The 19187-nt window shown below is 73.1% G+C and carries 17 protein-coding genes, 1 pseudogene and 1 riboswitch; of the genes and pseudogenes, 11 read left to right on the top strand and 7 right to left on the bottom strand.

The genetic code is table 11. The features are described from left to right. The first annotated feature begins 84 nt into the window (after positions 1-84). Complete coding sequence (murQ, locus tag FGW37_RS19190; RefSeq protein ID WP_179082169.1) at positions 85-1041, top strand: N-acetylmuramic acid 6-phosphate etherase; 957 nt, start codon at positions 85-87, stop codon at positions 1039-1041. 7 nt (positions 1042-1048) lie between these two features. Then, a complete protein-coding gene (locus FGW37_RS19185; protein WP_179082168.1) occupies positions 1049-2611 on the top strand; it encodes a PTS transporter subunit EIIC in 1563 nt (520 codons plus the stop codon). Positions 2612-2663: 52 nt separating this feature from the next. Here FGW37_RS19185 and groL read toward each other — a convergent pair whose 3' ends face one another. The 4 genes from groL to thrC all read right to left on the bottom strand — a co-directional run bounded on the left by groL (position 2664) and on the right by thrC (position 6926). After that, positions 2664-4286, bottom strand: coding sequence for a chaperonin GroEL (gene groL, locus FGW37_RS19180; protein ID WP_058045776.1), 1623 nt, complete (start codon positions 4284-4286; stop codon positions 2664-2666). A gap of 345 nt (positions 4287-4631) precedes the next feature. After that, a complete protein-coding gene (locus tag FGW37_RS19175) occupies positions 4632-4838 on the bottom strand; it encodes a cold-shock protein (RefSeq protein ID WP_030367227.1) in 207 nt (68 codons plus the stop codon). A gap of 423 nt (positions 4839-5261) precedes the next feature. Continuing rightward, positions 5262-5537, bottom strand: a complete 276-nt coding sequence (locus tag FGW37_RS19170) for a MoaD/ThiS family protein (RefSeq protein ID WP_179082167.1) — start codon at positions 5535-5537, stop codon at positions 5262-5264. Between the two features lie 105 nt (positions 5538-5642). Continuing rightward, positions 5643-6926, bottom strand: a complete 1284-nt coding sequence (gene thrC / locus FGW37_RS19165) for a threonine synthase (protein ID WP_179082166.1) — start codon at positions 6924-6926, stop codon at positions 5643-5645. Between the two features lie 17 nt (positions 6927-6943). Further along, a riboswitch (SAM riboswitch) is annotated at positions 6944-7086 on the bottom strand. A 176-nt stretch (positions 7087-7262) separates the two neighbouring features. On the opposite strand from thrC, the gene FGW37_RS19160 reads away from it, so the two are divergent. The 3 genes from FGW37_RS19160 (at position 7263) to FGW37_RS19150 (ending at position 10839) form a co-directional block, all read left to right on the top strand. Then, positions 7263-8210 (top strand): glucosyl-3-phosphoglycerate synthase, encoded by a 948-nt coding sequence (locus tag FGW37_RS19160; protein ID WP_179082165.1) that lies wholly within the window; start codon positions 7263-7265, stop codon positions 8208-8210. A gap of 41 nt (positions 8211-8251) precedes the next feature. Then, positions 8252-9754, top strand: coding sequence for an alpha,alpha-trehalose-phosphate synthase (UDP-forming) (locus tag FGW37_RS19155; protein WP_179082164.1), 1503 nt, complete (start codon positions 8252-8254; stop codon positions 9752-9754). Positions 9755-9915: 161 nt separating this feature from the next. Further along, positions 9916-10839, top strand: a complete 924-nt coding sequence (locus FGW37_RS19150) for a hypothetical protein (protein ID WP_343067132.1) — start codon at positions 9916-9918, stop codon at positions 10837-10839. Between the two features lie 9 nt (positions 10840-10848). Here FGW37_RS19150 and otsB read toward each other — a convergent pair whose 3' ends face one another. The 3 genes from otsB to FGW37_RS19135 form a co-directional block, all read right to left on the bottom strand. Continuing rightward, positions 10849-11742: a trehalose-phosphatase gene (gene otsB, locus FGW37_RS19145; protein WP_179082163.1), complete on the bottom strand. Its 894-nt coding sequence runs from the start codon at positions 11740-11742 to the stop codon at positions 10849-10851. 65 nt (positions 11743-11807) lie between these two features. Then, positions 11808-12050, bottom strand: coding sequence for a DUF3263 domain-containing protein (locus tag FGW37_RS19140; protein WP_179082162.1), 243 nt, complete (start codon positions 12048-12050; stop codon positions 11808-11810). Between the two features lie 10 nt (positions 12051-12060). Further along, positions 12061-13344 carry an extracellular solute-binding protein gene (locus tag FGW37_RS19135; protein WP_246430448.1) on the bottom strand — a complete coding sequence of 428 codons (1284 nt, stop codon included), beginning with the start codon at positions 13342-13344 and terminating at the stop codon, positions 12061-12063. A gap of 195 nt (positions 13345-13539) precedes the next feature. Here FGW37_RS19135 and FGW37_RS19130 point away from each other — a divergent pair, with 195 nt between their 5' ends. The 6 genes and pseudogenes from FGW37_RS19130 (at position 13540) to FGW37_RS19105 (ending at position 19181) form a co-directional block, all read left to right on the top strand. Continuing rightward, on the top strand, positions 13540-14472 hold the full coding sequence (locus tag FGW37_RS19130) for an SIS domain-containing protein (protein WP_179082160.1): 933 nt from the start codon (positions 13540-13542) through the stop codon (positions 14470-14472). A 208-nt stretch (positions 14473-14680) separates the two neighbouring features. Next, positions 14681-14860 (top strand): annotated as a pseudogene (locus FGW37_RS33370) (ROK family protein); the annotation flags it as partial. Positions 14861-15037: 177 nt separating this feature from the next. Continuing rightward, on the top strand, positions 15038-15985 hold the full coding sequence (locus FGW37_RS19120) for an ROK family protein (RefSeq protein WP_179082158.1): 948 nt from the start codon (positions 15038-15040) through the stop codon (positions 15983-15985). Further along, positions 15985-17130, top strand: a complete 1146-nt coding sequence (gene nagA, locus FGW37_RS19115; protein ID WP_179082157.1) for an N-acetylglucosamine-6-phosphate deacetylase — start codon at positions 15985-15987, stop codon at positions 17128-17130. The genes FGW37_RS19120 and nagA overlap by 1 nt, the downstream gene beginning before the upstream one ends. Positions 17131-17378: 248 nt before the next feature. Further along, positions 17379-18311, top strand: coding sequence for a 1-phosphofructokinase family hexose kinase (locus FGW37_RS19110; protein ID WP_179082156.1), 933 nt, complete (start codon positions 17379-17381; stop codon positions 18309-18311). Positions 18312-18353: 42 nt separating this feature from the next. After that, entirely contained in the window at positions 18354-19181 is an 828-nt protein-coding gene (locus tag FGW37_RS19105) for a class II fructose-bisphosphate aldolase (RefSeq protein ID WP_179082155.1), read from the top strand. The last annotated feature ends 6 nt before the right edge of the window (positions 19182-19187 follow it).

Below are 19187 nucleotides of genomic sequence, written 5' to 3'. Positions count from 1 at the left end.
TCCGGCGCCCCCGCCCCGCCGGACGCTTCCGCATCGCCTCCCCCCTCCGCATCGCCTCCGCCGTCCGGCCCGCCGGGTGCGTCCATGCCTGCCGGTGCCTCGCCGGTTCCGTCCTCGCAAGCGCGCAGCGCGCTCCGCAGCGAGCTCGCCGCCCTCACCACCGAGGCCTTCCGACCCGACCTCGCGGAGATCGACCGGCTGCCCACCCTCGACATCGCCAGGATCATGAACGGCGAGGACGCCGGCGTCCCCGCCGCCGTCGCCGCCCGGCTGCCCGAGATCGCCGCGGCCATCGACGCCACCGCCGCCCGGATGGCCCGCGGCGGCCGGCTCGTCTACGCGGGCGCGGGCACCGCCGGCCGCCTCGGTGTGCTCGACGCCAGTGAGTGCCCGCCGACCTTCAATACCAGCCCCTCGCAGGTCATGGGCGTGATCGCGGGCGGCGCGGCGGCGCTCGTCACCGCCGTCGAAGGTGCCGAGGACAGCCGGGAGCTGGCCGCGGGCGACCTGGCCGCCCTCGGTGTCGGCCCGGCCGACACCGTCGTCGGCATCTCCGCCTCCGGCCGCACCCCCTACGCGGTCGGGGCCGTCGAACACGCCCGCGCCGCCGGGGCGCTGACCATCGGCGTGTCCTGCAACGCCGGTTCACCCCTCGGCCGGGCCGCCGACCACGCCATCGAGGTCGTCGTCGGCCCCGAGCTGCTCACCGGCTCGACGCGGCTGAAGGCCGGCACCGCCCAGAAGCTCGTCCTCAACATGCTCTCGACGATCACCATGATCCGGCTCGGCAAGACGTACGGGAACCTGATGGTCGACGTGCGGGCCACCAACGACAAGCTGCGCGCCCGCTCCCGGCAGATCGTCGCCCTGGCCACGGGCGCCTCCGAGCAGGAGATAGAGGCCGCGCTGACGGAGACCGGCGGCGAGGTGAAGCACGCCATCCTCGTCGTCCTGGGCGGCGTCGACGGGCGCACGGCCGCGCGCCTTCTGGACGAGTCGGGCGGTCACCTGCGCACGGCCCTCCAAACGGCACATGGGTAGCCGCACCATGGCACCGGACCCTCCGGACGCGCCGGACGACGGCCCGAGAGGGGAGCGCGGCCGCGGCGCCGGCGCGGCCGCGCTCCTGCCCCTCCTCGGCGGCGCCGGCAACCTCACGTCCGTCACGAACTGCATGACACGGCTGCGGGTGACCGTCCGGGACCCGTCGGCCGTCCGGCGCGACGAACTACGGGCCCTTCCGGGGGTACTGGGCATCGTCGAGGACGGCACGGCCCTGCAGATCGTGCTCGGCCCGGGCGCGGTGGCCAAGGTCGCGCCGGAGCTCGCGCGGCATGTGGAGGCGGCCACCGCGGCAGCCGCCACCGGGGAGGCTGTCACCGCTGAGGCGGTCACCGGGGAGGCTGTCACCGCTGAGGCGCTGGCCGAGCGCGGCGCGGCTCTCCGGGCCGAGCGCAAGGCCCGCAACGCCACCCCGGCCAAGGAGTTCCTGCGCCGGATCGCCCAGATCTTCATCCCCCTGATCCCCGCCCTGATCGGCTGCGGCATCGTCGCGGGCCTGGCCGGACTGCTCGCCAACCTCCGCTGGCTGCCCGCACTGGCCCCCGCGCTGACCGCGTGTGCGTCGGGCTTCATGTCCCTGATCGCGGTCTTCGTCGGCTACAACACGGCCAAGGAGTTCGGCGGCACCCCCGTCCTGGGCGGGGCCGTCGCGGCGATCATCGTGTTCCCCGGCGTGGACCGGGTGAGCGCGTTCGGCGAGAAGCTCGTGCCCGGCCAGGGCGGGGTACTCGGTGCGCTGGCCGCGGCCCTGCTCGCCGCGCACGTCGAGCGGTGGTGCCGGCGCCGCGTCCCCGAGGCCCTGGACGTGCTGGTCACCCCGACGGTGACGGTCCTGGTCACGGGCCTGGTCACGCTGTACGGGCTGATGTACGCGGCGGGCGAGGTCGCCACGGCCACCGGACGCTTCGCCGACTGGCTGCTCGCGAACGGCGGAGCCGCGGCCGGCTGCGTCCTGGGCGGGCTGTTCCTGCCCCTGGTGATGCTGGGCCTGCACCAGGCCCTCATCCCCATCCACACGACCCTGATCCAGCAGCAGGGCTCCACGGTGCTGCTGCCGATCCTCGCGATGGCGGGCGCCGGGCAGGTGGGCGCGGCCCTCGCCCTCTACGTCCGCCTCTCGCACAACACCTCGGTACGCCGGACGATCCGGTCCGCGATGCCGGCCGGCCTCCTGGGCATCGGCGAGCCCCTGATCTACGGCGTCTCCCTGCCGCTGGGCCGCCCGTTCGTCACCGCCTGCATCGGCGGCGCGTTCGGAGGAGCGTTCGTGGGACTGCTCGGGCAGCTGGGCGACACGGTCGGCTCGACGGCCATCGGCCCGTCGGGCTGGGCCCTGTTCCCGCTGCTGCAGGGCGGCCACGGCCCGGGCCGGGCGGTTGCGGTCTACGGGGCGGGCCTGCTGGTGGGCTACGCGGCGGGATTCGCAGCGACGTACGCGTTCGGCCTGAGCCGCCGCTCGCTGCGGGAGCTGAACGCGGAACGAGCCGCGGAACACGCCGCAGAAAAAGCCGCGGAGAACAACGGCCCGAGGGCGGCACCCCCCGCGTAGGGGAGTACCGCCCTCGGGCGCGTACAGCGTCAGGACAGGTGATCCGTCAGGATCAGAAGTCCATGTCACCGCCCGGCATGCCGCCCGGAGCGGCCGCGGCGGCCTTCTCCGGCTTGTCGGCGATGACGGCCTCGGTGGTGAGGAAGAGCGCAGCGATGGACGCGGCGTTCTGCAGGGCGGAGCGGGTGACCTTGGCCGGGTCGATGATGCCCTCGGCGACCAGGTCGACGTACTCGCCCGTGGCGGCGTTGAGGCCGTGGCCCGGGGTCAGGTTGCGCACCTTCTCCACGACGACGCCGCCCTCGAGACCGGCGTTGACCGCGATCTGCTTGAGCGGGGCCTCCAGGGCCAGCTTGACGGCGGCGGCACCGGTGGCCTCGTCGCCCTCGAGCTCCAGCTTCTCGAACACCTGGGAGGCCTGCAGCAGGGCCACGCCACCACCGGCGACGATGCCCTCCTCGACGGCCGCCTTCGCGTTGCGAACGGCGTCCTCGATGCGGTGCTTGCGCTCCTTGAGCTCGACCTCGGTCGCGGCACCGGCCTTGATGACGGCCACGCCGCCGGCCAGCTTCGCGAGGCGCTCCTGGAGCTTCTCGCGGTCGTAGTCCGAGTCGCTGTTCTCGATCTCGGCGCGGATCTGGTTGACGCGGCCCTGGACCTGGTCGCTGTCACCGGCACCGTCGACGATGGTCGTCTCGTCCTTGGTGATGACGACCTTGCGGGCGCGGCCGAGCAGGTCGAGACCGGCGTTCTCCAGCTTGAGGCCGACCTCCTCGGAGATGACGGTGCCACCGGTGAGGATGGCGATGTCACCGAGCATGGCCTTGCGGCGGTCGCCGAAGCCCGGGGCCTTGACGGCGACGGACTTGAAGGTGCCGCGGATCTTGTTCACGACGAGCGTGGACAGGGCCTCGCCCTCGACGTCCTCGGCGATGATCAGCAGCGGCTTGCCGGACTGCATGACCTTCTCCAGGAGCGGCAGCAGGTCCTTGACCGAGCCGATCTTGGAGTTGACGATCAGGATGTACGGGTCGTCGAGGGACGCCTCCATACGCTCCATGTCGGTGGCGAAGTACGCCGAGATGTAGCCCTTGTCGAAGCGCATACCCTCGGTGAGCTCCAGCTCCAGACCGAAGGTCTGGGACTCCTCGACGGTGATGACGCCTTCCTTGCCGACCTTGTCCATGGCCTCGGCGATGAGCTCGCCGATCTGGGTGTCGGCGGCGGAGATGGAGGCGGTGGAGGCGATCTGCTCCTTGGTCTCCACGTCCTTGGCCTGCTCGAGCAGGGCACCGGAGACGGCCTCGACGGCCTTCTCGATACCGCGCTTCAGCGCCATCGGGTTGGCACCCGCGGCGACGTTGCGCAGGCCCTCGCGGACCAGGGCCTGGGCGAGGACGGTCGCGGTCGTCGTGCCGTCACCGGCGACGTCGTCCGTCTTCTTCGCGACCTCCTTGACCAGCTCGGCGCCGATCTTCTCGTACGGGTCCTCGAGCTCGATCTCCTTGGCGATGGAGACACCATCGTTGGTGATCGTGGGGGCGCCCCACTTCTTCTCGAGGACGACGTTGCGGCCCTTGGGGCCGAGGGTGACCTTGACGGCGTCGGCGAGCTGGTTCATCCCGCGCTCGAGACCGCGCCGTGCCTCCTCGTCGAACGCGATGATCTTGGCCATGTGAAGTGGTCCTCCCAGGACGGGGTGGAGACTGCTCCGGACCGCACTGGCGCCCGCGACGGACGGCCTGCGTACCCTGCGGTTCCTTGCCCCGCCTGGCCCACGGACCTCACCGACGGTCCAAATCTGTCACTCTCACTCGGAGAGTGCTAAGCCCAATGATTAGCACTCGACCAGGGAGAGTGCAAGCGCCTTCGGGGGACGGTCACGCGCACGGGGCGCGGGAGCAGGGGCCCCAGGCAGCCGTACCCACCCCACGCGCCCCGCACACGCGCGAGGGGCCCGCACCCCGTGAGGTGCGAGCCCCTCTGCAAACCGAGCGAGCCGGTGGTCGATGCGCCGCGATCAGACCTGCTGCAGCTTCACCATGTCCGCCTGCGGCCCCTTCTGGCCCTGCGAGATCTCGAACTCGACCCGCTGACCCTCCTCGAGGGTGCGGTAGCCGTCCATCTGAATCGCGCTGTAGTGGACGAATACATCCGCACCACCGTCGACCGCGATGAAGCCGTAGCCCTTCTCCGCGTTGAACCACTTGACGGTGCCCTGAGCCATGCCTAACTCCCCTATTACTGGCCCTTGCGCAGGACCGCACTTCGCGGACCCGGGTCAGACCTCACCCCCTGGCAGCCCAGTGGGTGTGCGCCGGAACGCGTCGACCGCGGCTGAATGTATCTGCACGGATGCCGTCTGCAACAGGTCACTCGGACGAGAATTCCGGGCATGGCCGATCGAGAAAATCGGCTGAACTCCGGGTATTTCAGGGCAAGTCGGGCCGGGTATAACGCAACCAACCCGGCATTTCGTGCACACACTTCGCGCACAACTTGACGGGTTCTCATATGCGTTCGGCACTGACGCCGGGCGGGGATCGCCTCAACTGTATCGCGCTCAACAGGCGGAATCGCCCCGTCCGCTTTACGGACGAGGCGATTCCGGGGACGTCGTGCGGCAATAACGGAGGAACCCTGCGAAACCTCAGCCGCCCGCGACGGCCGGGATGACGGAGACGGCGGAGCCGTCGGGGGTGGGCGTCTGCAGCCCCTGCTCGAAGCGGACGTCGTCGTCGTTGACGTAGACGTTCACGAACCGGCGCAGCTTGCCGGCGTCGTCGAGCACACGGGCGGCGATACCGGTGTGGCCGGCCTCAAGGGACTGAATGACCTCGGCGAGGGTCGCACCCTCGGCGGTGACTTCGGCCTTCCCGCCGGTGTAGGTGCGCAGGATGGTGGGGATACGAACGGTGACGCTCATGGGGTACTCACCTTCGGTAAAACGAGTTGTGGGCAGCTGTCCCGCAGGGCTGGGGGCACCCCCGGACGGAGTTTGGGGGAGGGTGGGCACAACGGCCCGCAGACGTCAGCGGACGGACAGCCCCGCGGCGCGGAAAGCCTCCAGTGACGGCCGGATCGTCGCCGTAGGCCCGGCGGCGACGGCATCGAGCGTCTTCAGCCCGTCCCCGGTGTTCAGCACGACCGTGGTGAGCGAGGGATCGAGCAGGCCGCTCTCGATGAGCTTCTTCGTGACCCCCACGGCCACCCCGCCCGCCGTCTCCGCAAAGATCCCCTCCGTCCGGGCGAGCAGCCGGATCGCGTCGACGATCTGCTCGTCGGTGACGTCCTCGACCGCCCCGCCCGTCCGCCGCGCGATGTCCAGCACGTACGGCCCGTCGGCCGGGTTGCCGATGGCGAGGGACTTCGCGATCGTGTCCGGCTTCACCGGCCGCACCACGTCGTGCCCGTCCTTGAAGGCGCGTGCGACCGGCGAGCAGCCCTCCGCCTGCGCTCCGAAGATCTTGTACGGGCGGTCCTCGACCAGGCCCAGCGCGATGAGCTCCTTGAGCCCCTTGTCGATCTTCGTGAGCTGTGAGCCCGAGGCGATCGGCACGACGATCTGGTCCGGCAGCCGCCAGCCCAGCTGCTCGCAGATCTCGTAGGCGAGCGTCTTCGACCCTTCACCGTAGTACGGGCGGAGGTTGACGTTGACGAAGCCCCAGCCCTCCCCCAGCGGGTCGCCGATCAGTTCGCTGCAGAAGCGGTTGACGTCGTCGTACGTGCCCTCGATGCCGACGAGGTCGCCGCCGTACACCGCGGCCATGACGACCTTCCCGGCCTCCAGGTCGTGCGGGATGAAGACGCAGGACTTGAACCCGGCCCGGGCGGCCGCGGCCCCGACCGCACCCGCCAGGTTCCCGGTCGAGGAGCACGACAGTGTCGTGAAGCCGAAGGCGCGGGCGGCCTCGACCGCGATCGCGACGACCCGGTCCTTGAAGGAGTGTGTCGGGTTGCCGGAGTCGTCCTTGACGTACAGACCGCCGGTCACGCCCAGCTCGCGGGCGAGGTTGCCGGCCTCGACGAGCTTGGTGAGGCCGGGGTTGAGGCTGGGCTTGCCCGCGACGTCGGCGGGGACGGGCAGCAGGGGGGCGTAGCGCCAGATGTTCGCGGGGCCGGCCTCGATGCGCTTGCGCAGGGCCTCAGGGTCGCCGGCGGGCAGTTCGTAGGCGACTTCGAGGGGGCCGAAGCACAGGGCGCAGGCGAAGATGGGACCGAGGTCGAAGCGCTCTCCGCACTCGCGGCAGGAGAGTGCCACGGCGGGTCCGAGGTCCACAGAAGTGGTAGAGGGTTCAACAGACTGCACAGCCATGGAGGCGAGGCCCTTTCTCCTCATCTTCCTCGCGGCGTACGTCGCCACGAGACGGAATTGGCACCTTCCCCGCCGGGAGCCTCGCGTCGGATGACCGAGACCGGCTGGAGGGTTGCCGGGGCTTCAACGGGCCGTGTCCCTCTGCCCCTCGTGATGAGCGGTATGGCACTGGGCGGGGCCCAGGCGTTTGTGCACGCGGCGACCCCCGACATAGGACGGCGGTCCGCGTTGTTCAAGACTGTAACGGAAGGGACGGCCCGTTGAGAGGGGCGTCCGCACCGCGAGATGCGTCACAGAACGCGTCGCAGAACGTCCGTGAGACAGGGAGTCGTACACGTGCTGGAAGAGGTGGAGCGCTGGCTGGCCGAGCGGTCCTGGTCCGCTGCTGATCGTCCGCTCGACGTGCTTCTGGCCGCCAAACGGGACTCCGGCACCACGGTGAGCGTGGTCCTGCCGGCGCTGAACGAGGAGCCGACGGTCGGCGCCATCGTGGCGACGATCCGCCACGAGCTGATGTCGGACGCGGTGCCGCTGGTGGACGAGCTGGTGGTGGTCGACTCGGGCTCCACCGACCGCACGGCCGAGGTCGCAGCAGAGGCCGGGGCGCGCGTGGTGCACCGGGACGAGCTGCTGCCGGGCCTGCCCGCGCTGCCGGGCAAGGGCGAGGTGCTGTGGCGCTCCCTGCTGGCGACGACCGGCGACATCGTCTGCTTCGTGGACGCCGACCTGCGCGAGTTCTCGGCGGACTTCGTGTCGGGGATCGTGGGCCCGCTGCTGACCGACCCGGGCGTGCACTTCGTCAAGGCGATGTACGACCGCCCGCTGGGCGAGGCGGTCGGCCAGGGCGGCCGGGTGACCGAGCTCGTGGCCCGTCCCCTGCTGAATCTGCACTGGCCGCAGCTGGCCGGTTTCGTGCAGCCGCTCGGCGGCGAGTACGCGGCCCGCCGGTCGCTCCTGGAGCGGCTGCCGTTCCCCGTCGGCTACGGCGTGGAGCTGGGCCTTCTGGTGGACGCGCTGCACACGGTCGGCCTGGGGGCGCTGGCCCAGGTGGACGTGGGCGTGCGCAAGCACCGCCACCAGGACGGGCGGGCGCTGGGCCGGATGGCCGCCGCCATCTACCGCACCGCGCAGCTCCGGCTGGCCCGGGGGCACCTGGTGCGACCTGCGCTGACACAGTTCGAACGAACCCCGGAGGGCTTCGTTCCGCGGACGTACGCGGTGGACACGGAGGAGCGGCCGCCGATGGCCGGAATACCCGAGTACGCGCAGCGGCACGCCGCGTAAGCGTACGTTTGAGCGGTTCTTCCCGCGGCAAGGCTGGCCACATGGTCGCTGAGCACGTGCACCCCGCATCGATCGCCGCCGCACCGATCGTCGTCGCCTCCAACCGCGGCCCGGTCTCGTACCGGCGCCGCGAGGACGGCACCCTCGTGGCCGGGCGCGGCGGCGGCGGGCTGGTCTCCGGGCTCAGCTCGATACAGCGCGACGACGAGGGAGACGCCGAGGGCGGGGCCGCGGTGTGGGTGTGCGCGGCCCTGGCCGAGGGCGACCGCGAGGCGGCCCGCGCCGCCGGCCGAAGACTCTCCACGGACGACACCGGCGGGCACCACGTGCGGATGCTCGACATCCCGCCGGACACCTTCGCCGCCGCGTACAACGGCATCGCCAACTCGGTGCTGTGGTTCGTGCACCACATGCTCTACCAGACGCCCCTGGAGCCCTCCTTCGACCGGGAGTTCCGGGCGCAGTGGGCGGCCTACGAGGAGTACAACGCGGCGTTCGCGGAGGCCGTCGCCGAGGAGGCCGCGCAGGGCGCCGCGGTGCTCGTCCAGGACTACCACCTGGCGCTCGTGCCGGGCCTGCTCCGGGCGCGCCGCCCCGACCTGCGCATCGGCCACTTCTCGCACACCCCCTGGGCCCCGCCGGACTACTTCCGGATGCTGCCGGACGACGTGGCCGGGCAGCTGCTGCGCGGTGTGCTCGGCGGCGACCGGGCCGGCTTCCTGACCCTGCGCTGGGCCGAGGCGTTCGCCGCGTGCTGCGCGGACGCGCTGGGCGCGGAGGTCGTGCGGGACGGCGAGGGGCGCGCCGCCGAGGTGCGCTTCGAGGGGCGGACGACGCGGCTGGGCGTGCACGGCCTCGGCGCCGACGGGGACTTCCTGCGCGAGCGGGCGCACCGGGCGGACGTCGAGGAGCGCATGGCGGCGCTGAGGTCGCAGATCGGCCCGGGCCGCAGGGCGATCGTGCGCGTGGACCGCACGGAGCTGTCCAAGAACATCGTGCGCGGGCTGTACGCGTACCGGCTGCTGCTGGAGGAGCACCCGCAGTGGCGCGGCAAGGTCGTGCACGTCGCCTTCGCCTACCCCTCCCGCCAGGACCTCGCCGTCTACCGCGACTACACCGCCGAGGTGGAGCGGGTCGCCCGCGGGATCAACGCCGAGTTCGGCACGGAGGGCTGGGAGCCGGTCGCCCTGCACGTCAAGGACGACTTCGCGCGCTCGCTGGCCGCGTACCGGCTGGCGGACGTGGCCCTGGTCAATCCCATCCGGGACGGGATGAACCTCGTCGCCAAGGAGGTGCCGGTGGTCTCCGACCACGGCTGCGCGCTGGTGCTCTCGCGCGAGGCGGGGGCGGCGGCCGAGCTGGGCGACGAGGCGATCACCGTCAACCCGTACGACGTGGAGGCCACGGCCCGCGCGCTGCACCTGGCCCTGCTGATGGACCCCGGGGAGCGGGCGGAGCGCACCAAGCGGCTGGCCGCGGCGGCGACGGCGCTGCCGCCGGCCCGGTGGTTCACGGACCAGCTGCGGGCGCTGCGGGCGCTGTGAGCGGGTGAGCGGTGAGCCGGTGAGCGGCTGAGGGCGCCGCGGGTCGCCGGCCCGGGCCGTGACGCGCCGGAGTGCGAGCCGCACACCTCCGGGCCCCGTCTGGGCGGCCGGCGCTTCGGCGGCCCGGGCTGCCCGGATCCGGGCCGGGGTAGCCATGGCGCATGTCAAATGTCCCACGTTGGGCCGTACTTGCCACGGCGTGCGCCGCCGCCCTGACCGCGGTCGCCGGCTGCTCCTCGGACTCCTCCAAGAACGACGACGGCAAGCGGGCCGAGAGCGCGAAGGGTAGCTCCGCAGCGCCGTCCGGCTCATCGGCCGACCCGTCGGCCAACTCGTCGTCCGACCCCTCGGCCAACTCATCGGCCAACCCGTCCTCCTCCGCGGCCTCCGGCGATGCGCCCTCGGGCTCGCCGCGCACCGGTTCGCCGCCCACAGGCTCGGCGAGCGCAGGCTCGGCACCGGCCCGTTCGGCGCCGGCCGGTTCCCCGCCCCCGCCCAGCGGCTCCATACCGGTCGGCCCCGGGCCGCAGCCGTCCTACGCCGTCCAGCAGCAGCCCGCCGCCGGCAGCTGCCACTACCGCTTCACCCCGGCCAAGGAGCCGCTCCCCGACCCCGCGTGCACCCCCGGCGCGACCAACCCGAAGGTCACCCGGGCCACGCTCAAGACGACGATCTGCCGCAGCGGCTACACCGCCGGCATCCGGCCGCCCGCGAGCGTCACCAGCCGCCAGAAGACCGCCAACGCCGCCGCGTACGGCTACAAGGGCTCGCTGCGCGACGCCGAGTACGACCACCTGATCGGCCTGCAGCTCGGGGGCGACCCCAACGACCCGCGCAACCTGTGGGTGGAGCCGCCCTCCCCCGGACGCAAGGAGGGCAAGGGTGCCGGCGACCCCAAGGACGTGGTGGAGAGCCGGCTCAAGGACGCCGTCTGCTCGGGCAAGGCCGACCTGGTCAAGGTGCAGCAGGCCGTCGCACGCGACTGGACGACGGCGCTCGACGTCCTCGGCGTCCCGGGCAAGCCCGCCAAGCCCGCCAAGCCCGCCAAGGGCGCGACGACGAGCGCCCCGGACGGCGGCGGCTGAACGGCCCGGTCAGCCGGGGGCGATGCCCGGGCCCGCGCCCGGGCCGGGGCCGGGGCCGGGGCCGGGGCCGAGGCGGTCGGCGAGGGCCGTGAGCAGCTCCACGACCCCGCCCGGGCCGTCGACGACCAGATCGGCCCGGTCCGCGAGCTCGGCGACCTCGGAGCTTCCGCTGCACACCAGCAGGCCCGGGAGGCCCTCGGAGCGCAGCTTCTCCACGGCCGCGAAGGCGGCCAGGTCGCCGAGGTCGTCACCGGCGTAGAGGACACAGCCCGCGCCGCTCTCGCGCACGTACGAGGCGAGGGCGGCGCCCTTGTCGACGCCCGGCGGCCGCAGTTCCAGGACGAGCCTGCCGGGCTCGACGATCAGCCCGTGCCGCTCGGCCAGGGCGGACAGGGGCGCGCGCAGGGCGTCGAAGGCGTCTTGCGGGTGGGCGGTGCGCCGGGTGTGGACGGCGAGGGCCCGGCCCTTGTCCTCGATCCAGGTGCCCCGGCCGAAGCCCGAGCCCGCCACGATCCCCGGCAGCTCCGCCCGGGCGGCCGCGACGCCGGGAGGCGGCGCGTCGGCGGTCACGGCACCGGTCGCCGCGTCCCAGCGCTCGGCGCCGTAGTGCCCGAGGACCACGAGGCGCTCCAGGCCGGCGGCCCCGGCGAAGCCGCCGTAGCGCACCGCGACCTCGGCCGGGCGGCCGGTGATCACGGCGACCGAGCCGAGCCGGGGAGCGAGCCGAGCCAGCGCGGGCACGGCGCCCGGGTGCGCCCGAGCCTGCTCGGGGTCGGGGACGATCTCGGCGAGCGTCCCGTCGAAGTCGAGCGCGACGACCGCGCGTTGCGGACCGGCCAGGAGGGCGGCGAGGCCGTCGCAGCCGGCGGGGGTGACGGGGACGGGGAGGGAGGGGCTGCCCATGGGGCCGACCCTACTGGCTGGGCACCGCTGTTTACCGGCGTTCGCTGTCTGCCGGCGTTCGCGGCTTACCGGCGTTCGCGGCGGGCGTCCCGGATGCGCCGCAGCCGATTGACGGTGACCGGGTCGTGGGCGAGGGCCCGCGGGTCGTCCAGGAGAGCGTTGAGCAGCTGGTAGTAGCGGGTCGGGGTCATCCCGAGCCGCTCCCGCACGGCGCGCTCCTTGGCGCCGGGCCCGGAGAAGGCCCGGCGTTCCAGGGAGAGCACGGCGAGGTCGAGCTCGGAGAGCTCGCCGGGCTGTTCTTCGCTCACGCCGCCCAGCCTACTTACCGTTGCCGGCCAGCTCCGTGGCGTCGGCCTCGCGCTGGATCTCGCCGAGGACGCTCGCGGGGTCGCCGCCCTTGACGACCACCGAGCCGATCTTCTCCTTGAGGGCCTTGCTGACCTTCGCCCAGGAGGTCTTGTCGACGGGGTAGAACTCGGCGTTCTCCAGCTGGGCCAGGAAGGGCTTCAGCTTCGCCTTCGCGCTGTCGGCGGCCATCTTCTCGGAGGCGCTGGTGGTCACCGGCAGCAGGTCGTACTGGTTGGTGAAGCCGAGGACGTTCTTGGTGCTGTAGACGAAGTCGAGGAAGTGGCCGACCTCCTCGCGGTTGCCGCCCGCCTTGAACGCCATGATCCAGTCGGCGACGCCCATGGTGGCCTTGGCCTTGCCGGACTTGCCCGGCAGCGGCGCCGTCCCGTACTTGATGCCCTTGGCCTCGGCCTGCTTCATCAGCGTGGGGTGGCCGTTGAGCATGCCGACCTCGCCGCGGCAGAAGGCGTCGAAGACGTTCTGGCGGTTGGTGCGGGAGGGGTCGAGGGAGCCGGTGAGGCCCTTGCCGACGAGCTCGTCGCGCAGCCAGTTGAACGTCGCGACGTTCTCGTCGGAGGCGATGGTGTACGTGCCGTTGTGGTCGGTGTAGCCGCTGCCGCCGCTGAGCATCCACATCATGGTCTCGGCGGGCGCCTCCTCGGGGCCGAGCGGCAGACCGTAGGGGACCTTGACCCCCGCGCCCTGGAGCTTCTTGGCCGCGGCCTGAAGCTCGTCCCAGCTCTCGGGGGCCTTGGCTATGCCGGCCTTGGCGAAGAGGGTCTTGTTGTAGAAGAGCAGCCGGGTGCTGGAGACGAACGGCAGGCCGTACTGCACGCGGGCCACCTCGCCCGCGCGGGCGATCGGGGCGATGATGTCGGCCTGGGTGGGGATGGTCAGCAGCTGGTCGGCACTGTAGAGCTTGCCGGTGGCGGCGAAGTCGGCGTACGCACCGATCTGCGCGACGTCCGGGGCCTTGCCGGCCGCGACCATCTCGGCGACCTTCTTGTCGACCTCGGTCCAGCTCAGGACCGAGACGTCGACCTTGACGCCCTTGTTCTCGGCCTCGAAGGCGCGGGCGAGGGCGTCCCAGTACTTCTGGGAGCTGTTCGCCTCGCTGTCGCCGTAGTCGGCCGCGACGACGCGCAGCGTCTTGCTGCCGGAGCCGCTGTCGCTCCCGCACGCCGTCAGCGCGGGCGCCAACGCCGCCGTGGCGGCACCTGCCGCCGTCAGACCCAAGAACCGCCGCCGCTGCACTACTGCTTCCCACCTTCGTGGTTTGTGATCGTCCGCTGAAGAACGTGAGGACCATGAGGACCGTAAGAACCGTGAGTCTCCCCCGCGGGCCACCATACGGTCCAGCCGACTCCGGTTTCGCTTCGGTATCGCCCTTCCCGTGCGGGGCGGGGGCTGCTATGCACGGAGATCACCGGTGGAAGGAGAAGAAAGCCCATGCCCGAGCCCTCTCTCACCTCTGCGGAGATCACGACTCAGCCCGCCTGCTGGCGGCGCGCGGCCGAGGCTGCGGCCGAGGCCTCGGCGAGCGCGACGGGCCTTCCACGCCCCGGGGAGCGGGTGGCCGTGACCGGCTGCGGCACCTCGTGGTTCATGGCCCAGGCGTACGCGGCGCTGCGGGAGGCGTCGGGGCAGGGGGAGACGGACGCCTTCCCGGCGTCGGAGTTCCCGGTGATGCGTACGTACGACCGGCTCGTGGTGATCACGCGGTCGGGGACGACGACGGAGGTGCTCGACCTGATCGAGGAGGTGCGCGAGCGCCGGGAGGTCTTCGCGCTGACCGCCGACCCGGCGTCGCCGGTGGTGCGCGCGGCCGATGAGACGGCGGTGCTGGACTGGGCGGACGAGAAGTCGGTGGTCCAGACCCGGTTCGCGACGACGGCGCTGGCGTACCTGCGGGCGGGCCTGGAGGCGAGCGGCGCGCTGCCGGCCGGGGTGAAGGGGATGGCGGAGGCGGCGGCGGACGCGGAGACGGCGCTGAAGGACCCGTTGCCTTCCGAGGTACTGGGCGCCGGTCAGTGGACGTTCCTGGGCGCAGGCTGGGCGTACGGCCTCGCGCAGGAGGCGGCCCTGAAGATGCGGGAGGCGGCGGGCGCCTGGACGGAGGCGTACCCGGCGATGGAGTACCGGCACGGCCCGATATCGATCACGTCCCCCGGCCGCGTGGCCTGGCTCCTGGGCACCGCCCCGGCGGGCCTGGAGACGGACATCTCCCGCACGGGCGGCACGCTCGTGGCGGACGGCGCGCGGCTGGACCCGCTGGCGGACCTGATCCGCGCCCAGCGCCTGGCGGTGGCGACGGCGGAGTCCCGCGGCCTGAACCCGGACACACCGAGGGGCCTGACGAGAAGCGTGATCTTGAACGCCTGACCGGCCGAACGAACGGTACCGGCCCGAGGCGGCTCGGCACCGCGGGCTACGGCGGGGGGGCGATCGCCGCCGTATCCGGCGGGCTCACGGGCGCGAGCGCCCGGGCAACTCACTGCCGCCGCGACGGCGCGCAACCACCACCAAGCCTTCCGGCGGTGCCGAGCCGGCCCGCGGCGCGCACGGCGCCGCCGAACGCCGCGGCACCGCGATCAAGGCCGCCCTGATCGGCCCGGACCACGAACTGCTGCACGAGGCCCGCCGCCCGACCGGCCGCGACCGGGGCCCGGACACCGTCATAACCGGCATCCTGGACTTCGCCGCCGAGCTCGCGGCCACCGGCGAGGCCGCCTTCGGCGAGCCCGCGGCCGCAGCGGGCATCGCCATGCCCCGCGGCGCACGGCGCCGCCGAGCGCCGCGGCGGACTCACAGAGGCCCGGCGCGTGCGTCATCGTGTTTCGCCTCGTGGGTGGGTGGGCGGGCACGGACCCCCGCCGGAGGCGGGGAAACACCCACCCACGGGCGAGTGGACTAGACCTTTCGTACGCGGACACGCGACACTGTCCCCGTGAGACACGTCATCGCGCTCGACGTAGGCGGCACCGCCATCAAGGCCGCCCTGATCGGCCCGGACCACGAACTGCTGCACGAGGCCCGCCGCCCGACCGGCCGCGACCGGGGCCCGGACACCGTCATAACCGGCATCCTGGACTTCGCCGCCGAGCTCGCGGCCACCGGCGAGGCCGCCTTCGGCGAGCCCGCGGCCGCAGCGGGCATCGCCGTGCCCGGCATCGTGGACGCCGCCACCGGCACCGCCGTCTACGCCGCCAACCTCGGCTGGCGCGACGTCCCCCTGCGCGATCTGCTGAGCCGCCGCCTGGGAGGCACCCCCGTGGCCCTCGGCCACGACGTCCGTACCGGCGGCCTCGCCGAGGGCCGCATCGGCGCGGGCGAGGGCACGGACCGCTTCCTGTTCGTCGCCCTCGGCACCGGCATCGCCGGCGCCATCGGCGTCGAGGGCCGCATCGAGGCCGGCGCCCACGGCGGCGCGGGCGAGATCGGCCACGTCCGCGTACGCCCCGGCCCGGCCGGCCTGCCGTGCGGTTGCGGCGGCCGCGGCTGCCTGGAGACCGTCGCATCGGCCGCCGCGGTCAGCCGCGCCTGGGCGGAGGCGAGCGGCGACCCGGACGCCGACGCCGCGGACTGCGCCCGCGCCGTCGACGCCGGCGACCCGCGCGCCCGCGCCGTCTGGCAGGAGGCCGTCGACGCCCTCGCCGACGGCCTCGTCGTCGCCCACACCCTGCTGGACCCGCGCACGCTGATCGTCGGCGGCGGCCTCGCCGAGGCCGGCGAGACCCTCTTCGCCCCGCTGCGCGCGGCGATCACCGAGCGCATCACGTTCCAGCAGCTCCCCCGCATCGTCCCGGCGGCCCTCGGGGACGCCGCCGGCTGCCTGGGCGCGGGCCTGCTCGCCTGGGACCTGCTCACCACCCACCTCACGGAGGTTTCCGCCTGATGGTCGAACGAACGGTTCTCGCCGGCGCCCGCGTGGTGCTGCCGACCGGCGTGGTCGAGGACGGGCGGGTGACGGTCGAGGGCCGGCGGATCGCCGCGAACGAGAGCGGCGAGCACGCCACACTCGACCTCCCGGGCCACTGGATCGTCCCCGGCTTCGTGGACATGCACGTCCACGGTGGCGGCGGCGCGTCCTTCTCGGCGGGCGACCCCGAGGAGGCCCTGACCGCGATCCGTACGCACCGCGCCCACGGCACCACGACCATGGTCGCCTCCACCGTCACCGGCGACCTGGACGACCTCGCCCGGCAGGCGGCCGTCCTCTCCGAGCTGACCGAGCAGGGCGACCTGGCGGGCATCCACTTCGAGGGCCCGTTCATCTCCCCGCACCGCTGCGGCGCCCACCAGCCGGAGCTGCTGCGCGACCCGCAGCCGGCGGACGTCCGCAAGCTGGTCGACGCGGCGCGCGGCACGGCCCGCATGATGACGCTGGCCCCGGAGCTGGCGGGCGGCCTCGACTCGGTCCGGCTGCTCGCCGACCACGGCGTCATCGCCGCCGTCGGCCACACGGACTCGTCCTACGAGGCGACCCTGGACGCCATCGAGGCCGGCGCGACCGTCGCCACCCACCTCTTCAACGCCATGCCGTCCCTCCTGCACCGCGCCCCCGGCCCGATCGCGGCCCTCCTGGAGGACGAGCGCGTCACCGTCGAGCTGATCAACGACGGCACGCACCTGCACCCCGCCGTCCTGGAGCTGGCGTTCGCCCGCGCCGGCGCGCACCGGGTCGCGTTCATCACCGACGCGATGGGCGCGGCCGGCATGAGCGACGGCATGTACCCGCTCGGCCCGATGAGCGTGGAGGTCAAGGACGGCGTGGCCCGGATCGCCGACGGCCCCACGGCCGGTTCGATCGCGGGCTCGACGCTGACGCTGGACACGGCGTTCAAGCGCGCAGTGACGATCGACAAGCTGACGGCGGGCCAGGCGGTACAGGCCCTGTCGGCGAACCCGGCACGCCTGCTGGGCGTGGCCGACCGGGTCGGCTCCCTGGAGCCCGGCAAGGACGCGGATCTGGTCGTTTTCGACGCCTCGTACGACCTGGTGGGCGTCATGCGCAAGGGCGAATGGGTGGTCAGGCCCTAAGTGCACTGATTTCTCCCGCCCTTGACGCACGGTCGCACTCCGGCCGGAACAGCGGCGGCAGTCCCGAGGTCTGGGCCTGCCGCCGCTGTTTTGGCATGATCGCTCGCGGTCGGCGCTCGCAGTCGACGGTCACGGCAGGGCGGTCACGGCAGGCGGTCACAGCAGGCGGTCACAGCAGGGCGGCCACGGCAGGGCGGCCACGGCACGGCTCAACGGTCCGGTTCATTGGTCAAGGGAGGGAGACGCCGGTGATCCTCACGGTCACGCTCAACGCAGCACTCGATCTGACCTATCGCGTTCCGCGGCTGCAGCCGCACGCGTCGCACCACGTCACGGCCGCCGCCGAACGGGCCGGCGGCAAGGGCGTCAACGTGGCCCGGGTCCTCGCCGCCCTCGGCCACACCACGGTGGTCACGGGCTTCGCGGGCGGCACGACGGGCGAGACCCTGCGCCGCCACCTCGCCGAGGACGCCCCCGGCGGCGGGGCGGAGCTCGTCGACTCCCTCGTCCCCATCCTCGGCACCACGCGCCGTACGGTCGCCGTCGTGGACGCCTCCACCGGCGACACCACCCAGCTCAACGAGACCGGCCCGGACGTCACCGCCGAGGAGTGGGCGGCGTTCACGGACACCTACGCGCGCCTGCTGCGCGAGGCCCGCGCCGTCGCCCTGTGCGGAAGCCTGCCGCCCGGCGTGCCGGTCGGGGCGTACGCCCACCTCATCCGGCAGGCGCGCGCCGCCCGCGTCCCCGTCCTGCTGGACACCAGCGGCGAACCGCTGCGCCGCGGCATCGCCGCCCGCCCCGACCTGGTCACCCCCAACACGGCCGAACTCGCGGCCCTCACCGGCTCCACGGAGCCCTTCCGCGCGGCCCTGGACGCCCGCCGCCGCGGCGCCCACGCCATCGCCGCGACGCTCGGCCCGGAGGGCGTGCTCGCCGTGACCCCCGACGGCCGCTGGCACGCGGCCCCGCCCCACCGCCTCGCCGGCAACCCGACCGGCGCCGGCGACTCCGCCGCGGCCGGCCTCCTGTCGGCCCTCGTCGAAGGCCTCCCCTGGCCCGACCGCCTGACCCGGGCCGTGGCCCTGGCCGCGGCCACCGTAAAGGCCCCCACGGCAGGCGAATTCGACCGCGCGACGTACGAGGACGTGCTGCCGCACGTGAAGGTCACGGCGGCCTGAACCCGCCCCCGAGGGGGCGCCCCGACGGAAGGACCACCGGCCATGCCACTCGTCCACACCAGGGAACTCATCACCGCAGGCCGCGCCCTGTGCGCTTTCAACGTCATCACGGTCGAACACGCGGAAGCCGTCGCGGCGGGCGCCGAAGCCGCGAACCGCCCCGCCGTCCTGCAGATCTCGGAAAACGCCGTCAAATTCCACGGGGGACGGCTGGGCCCCATCGCCGCCGCGACGGCGGCGGTGGCGACCGCCTCATCGGCGCACCTCTCCCTCCACCTGGACCACGTGGAGAACGAGGCGCTCCTCCGCCAGGCACACACCCACGGCTTCACCTCGGTGATGTTCGACGCCTCGAAACTCCCTTACGGAGACAACGTCAAAGCCACGGCGGAGGCGGCCCGTTGGGGCCACGAACGCGACATCTGGGTGGAGGCGGAACTGGGCCGCGTAGGCGGAAAGGCGGGCGACGCCCACACCCCGGGCGTACGCACGGACCCGGCGGAAGCGGCGGCCTACGTGGCGGATACAGGCGTCGACGCCCTGGCCGTGGCGGTGGGCAGCACCCACGCGATGACGGAACGCACGGCGACGTTGGACCACGCCCTGATCGCGGCCCTACGGGACGCCGTCCCCGTCCCCCTGGTCCTCCACGGCTCGTCAGGCGTCCCGGACACGGAACTCCGCAGGGCGGTAGCCGCCGGAATGACGAAAATCAACGTGGGCACGGCCCTGAACAAGGCCTTCACAGGCGCGATCCGCGCCTTCCTGGAGGCCCACCCGTCCACGACGGACCCGCGCAGGTACTTGACCCCTGCGCGGCTCGCGATGACGGAGACGGTGAACAGATTCCTCCGCGCGGCCGACCTCTGACCGGCC

The organism is Streptomyces rectiverticillatus (assembly GCF_013394065.1).
Taxonomy (GTDB): domain Bacteria; phylum Actinomycetota; class Actinomycetes; order Streptomycetales; family Streptomycetaceae; genus Streptomyces; species Streptomyces rectiverticillatus.
Note: the sequence above shows the minus strand (reverse complement) of the source record. Positions and strands in the feature narration are given on the sequence as shown.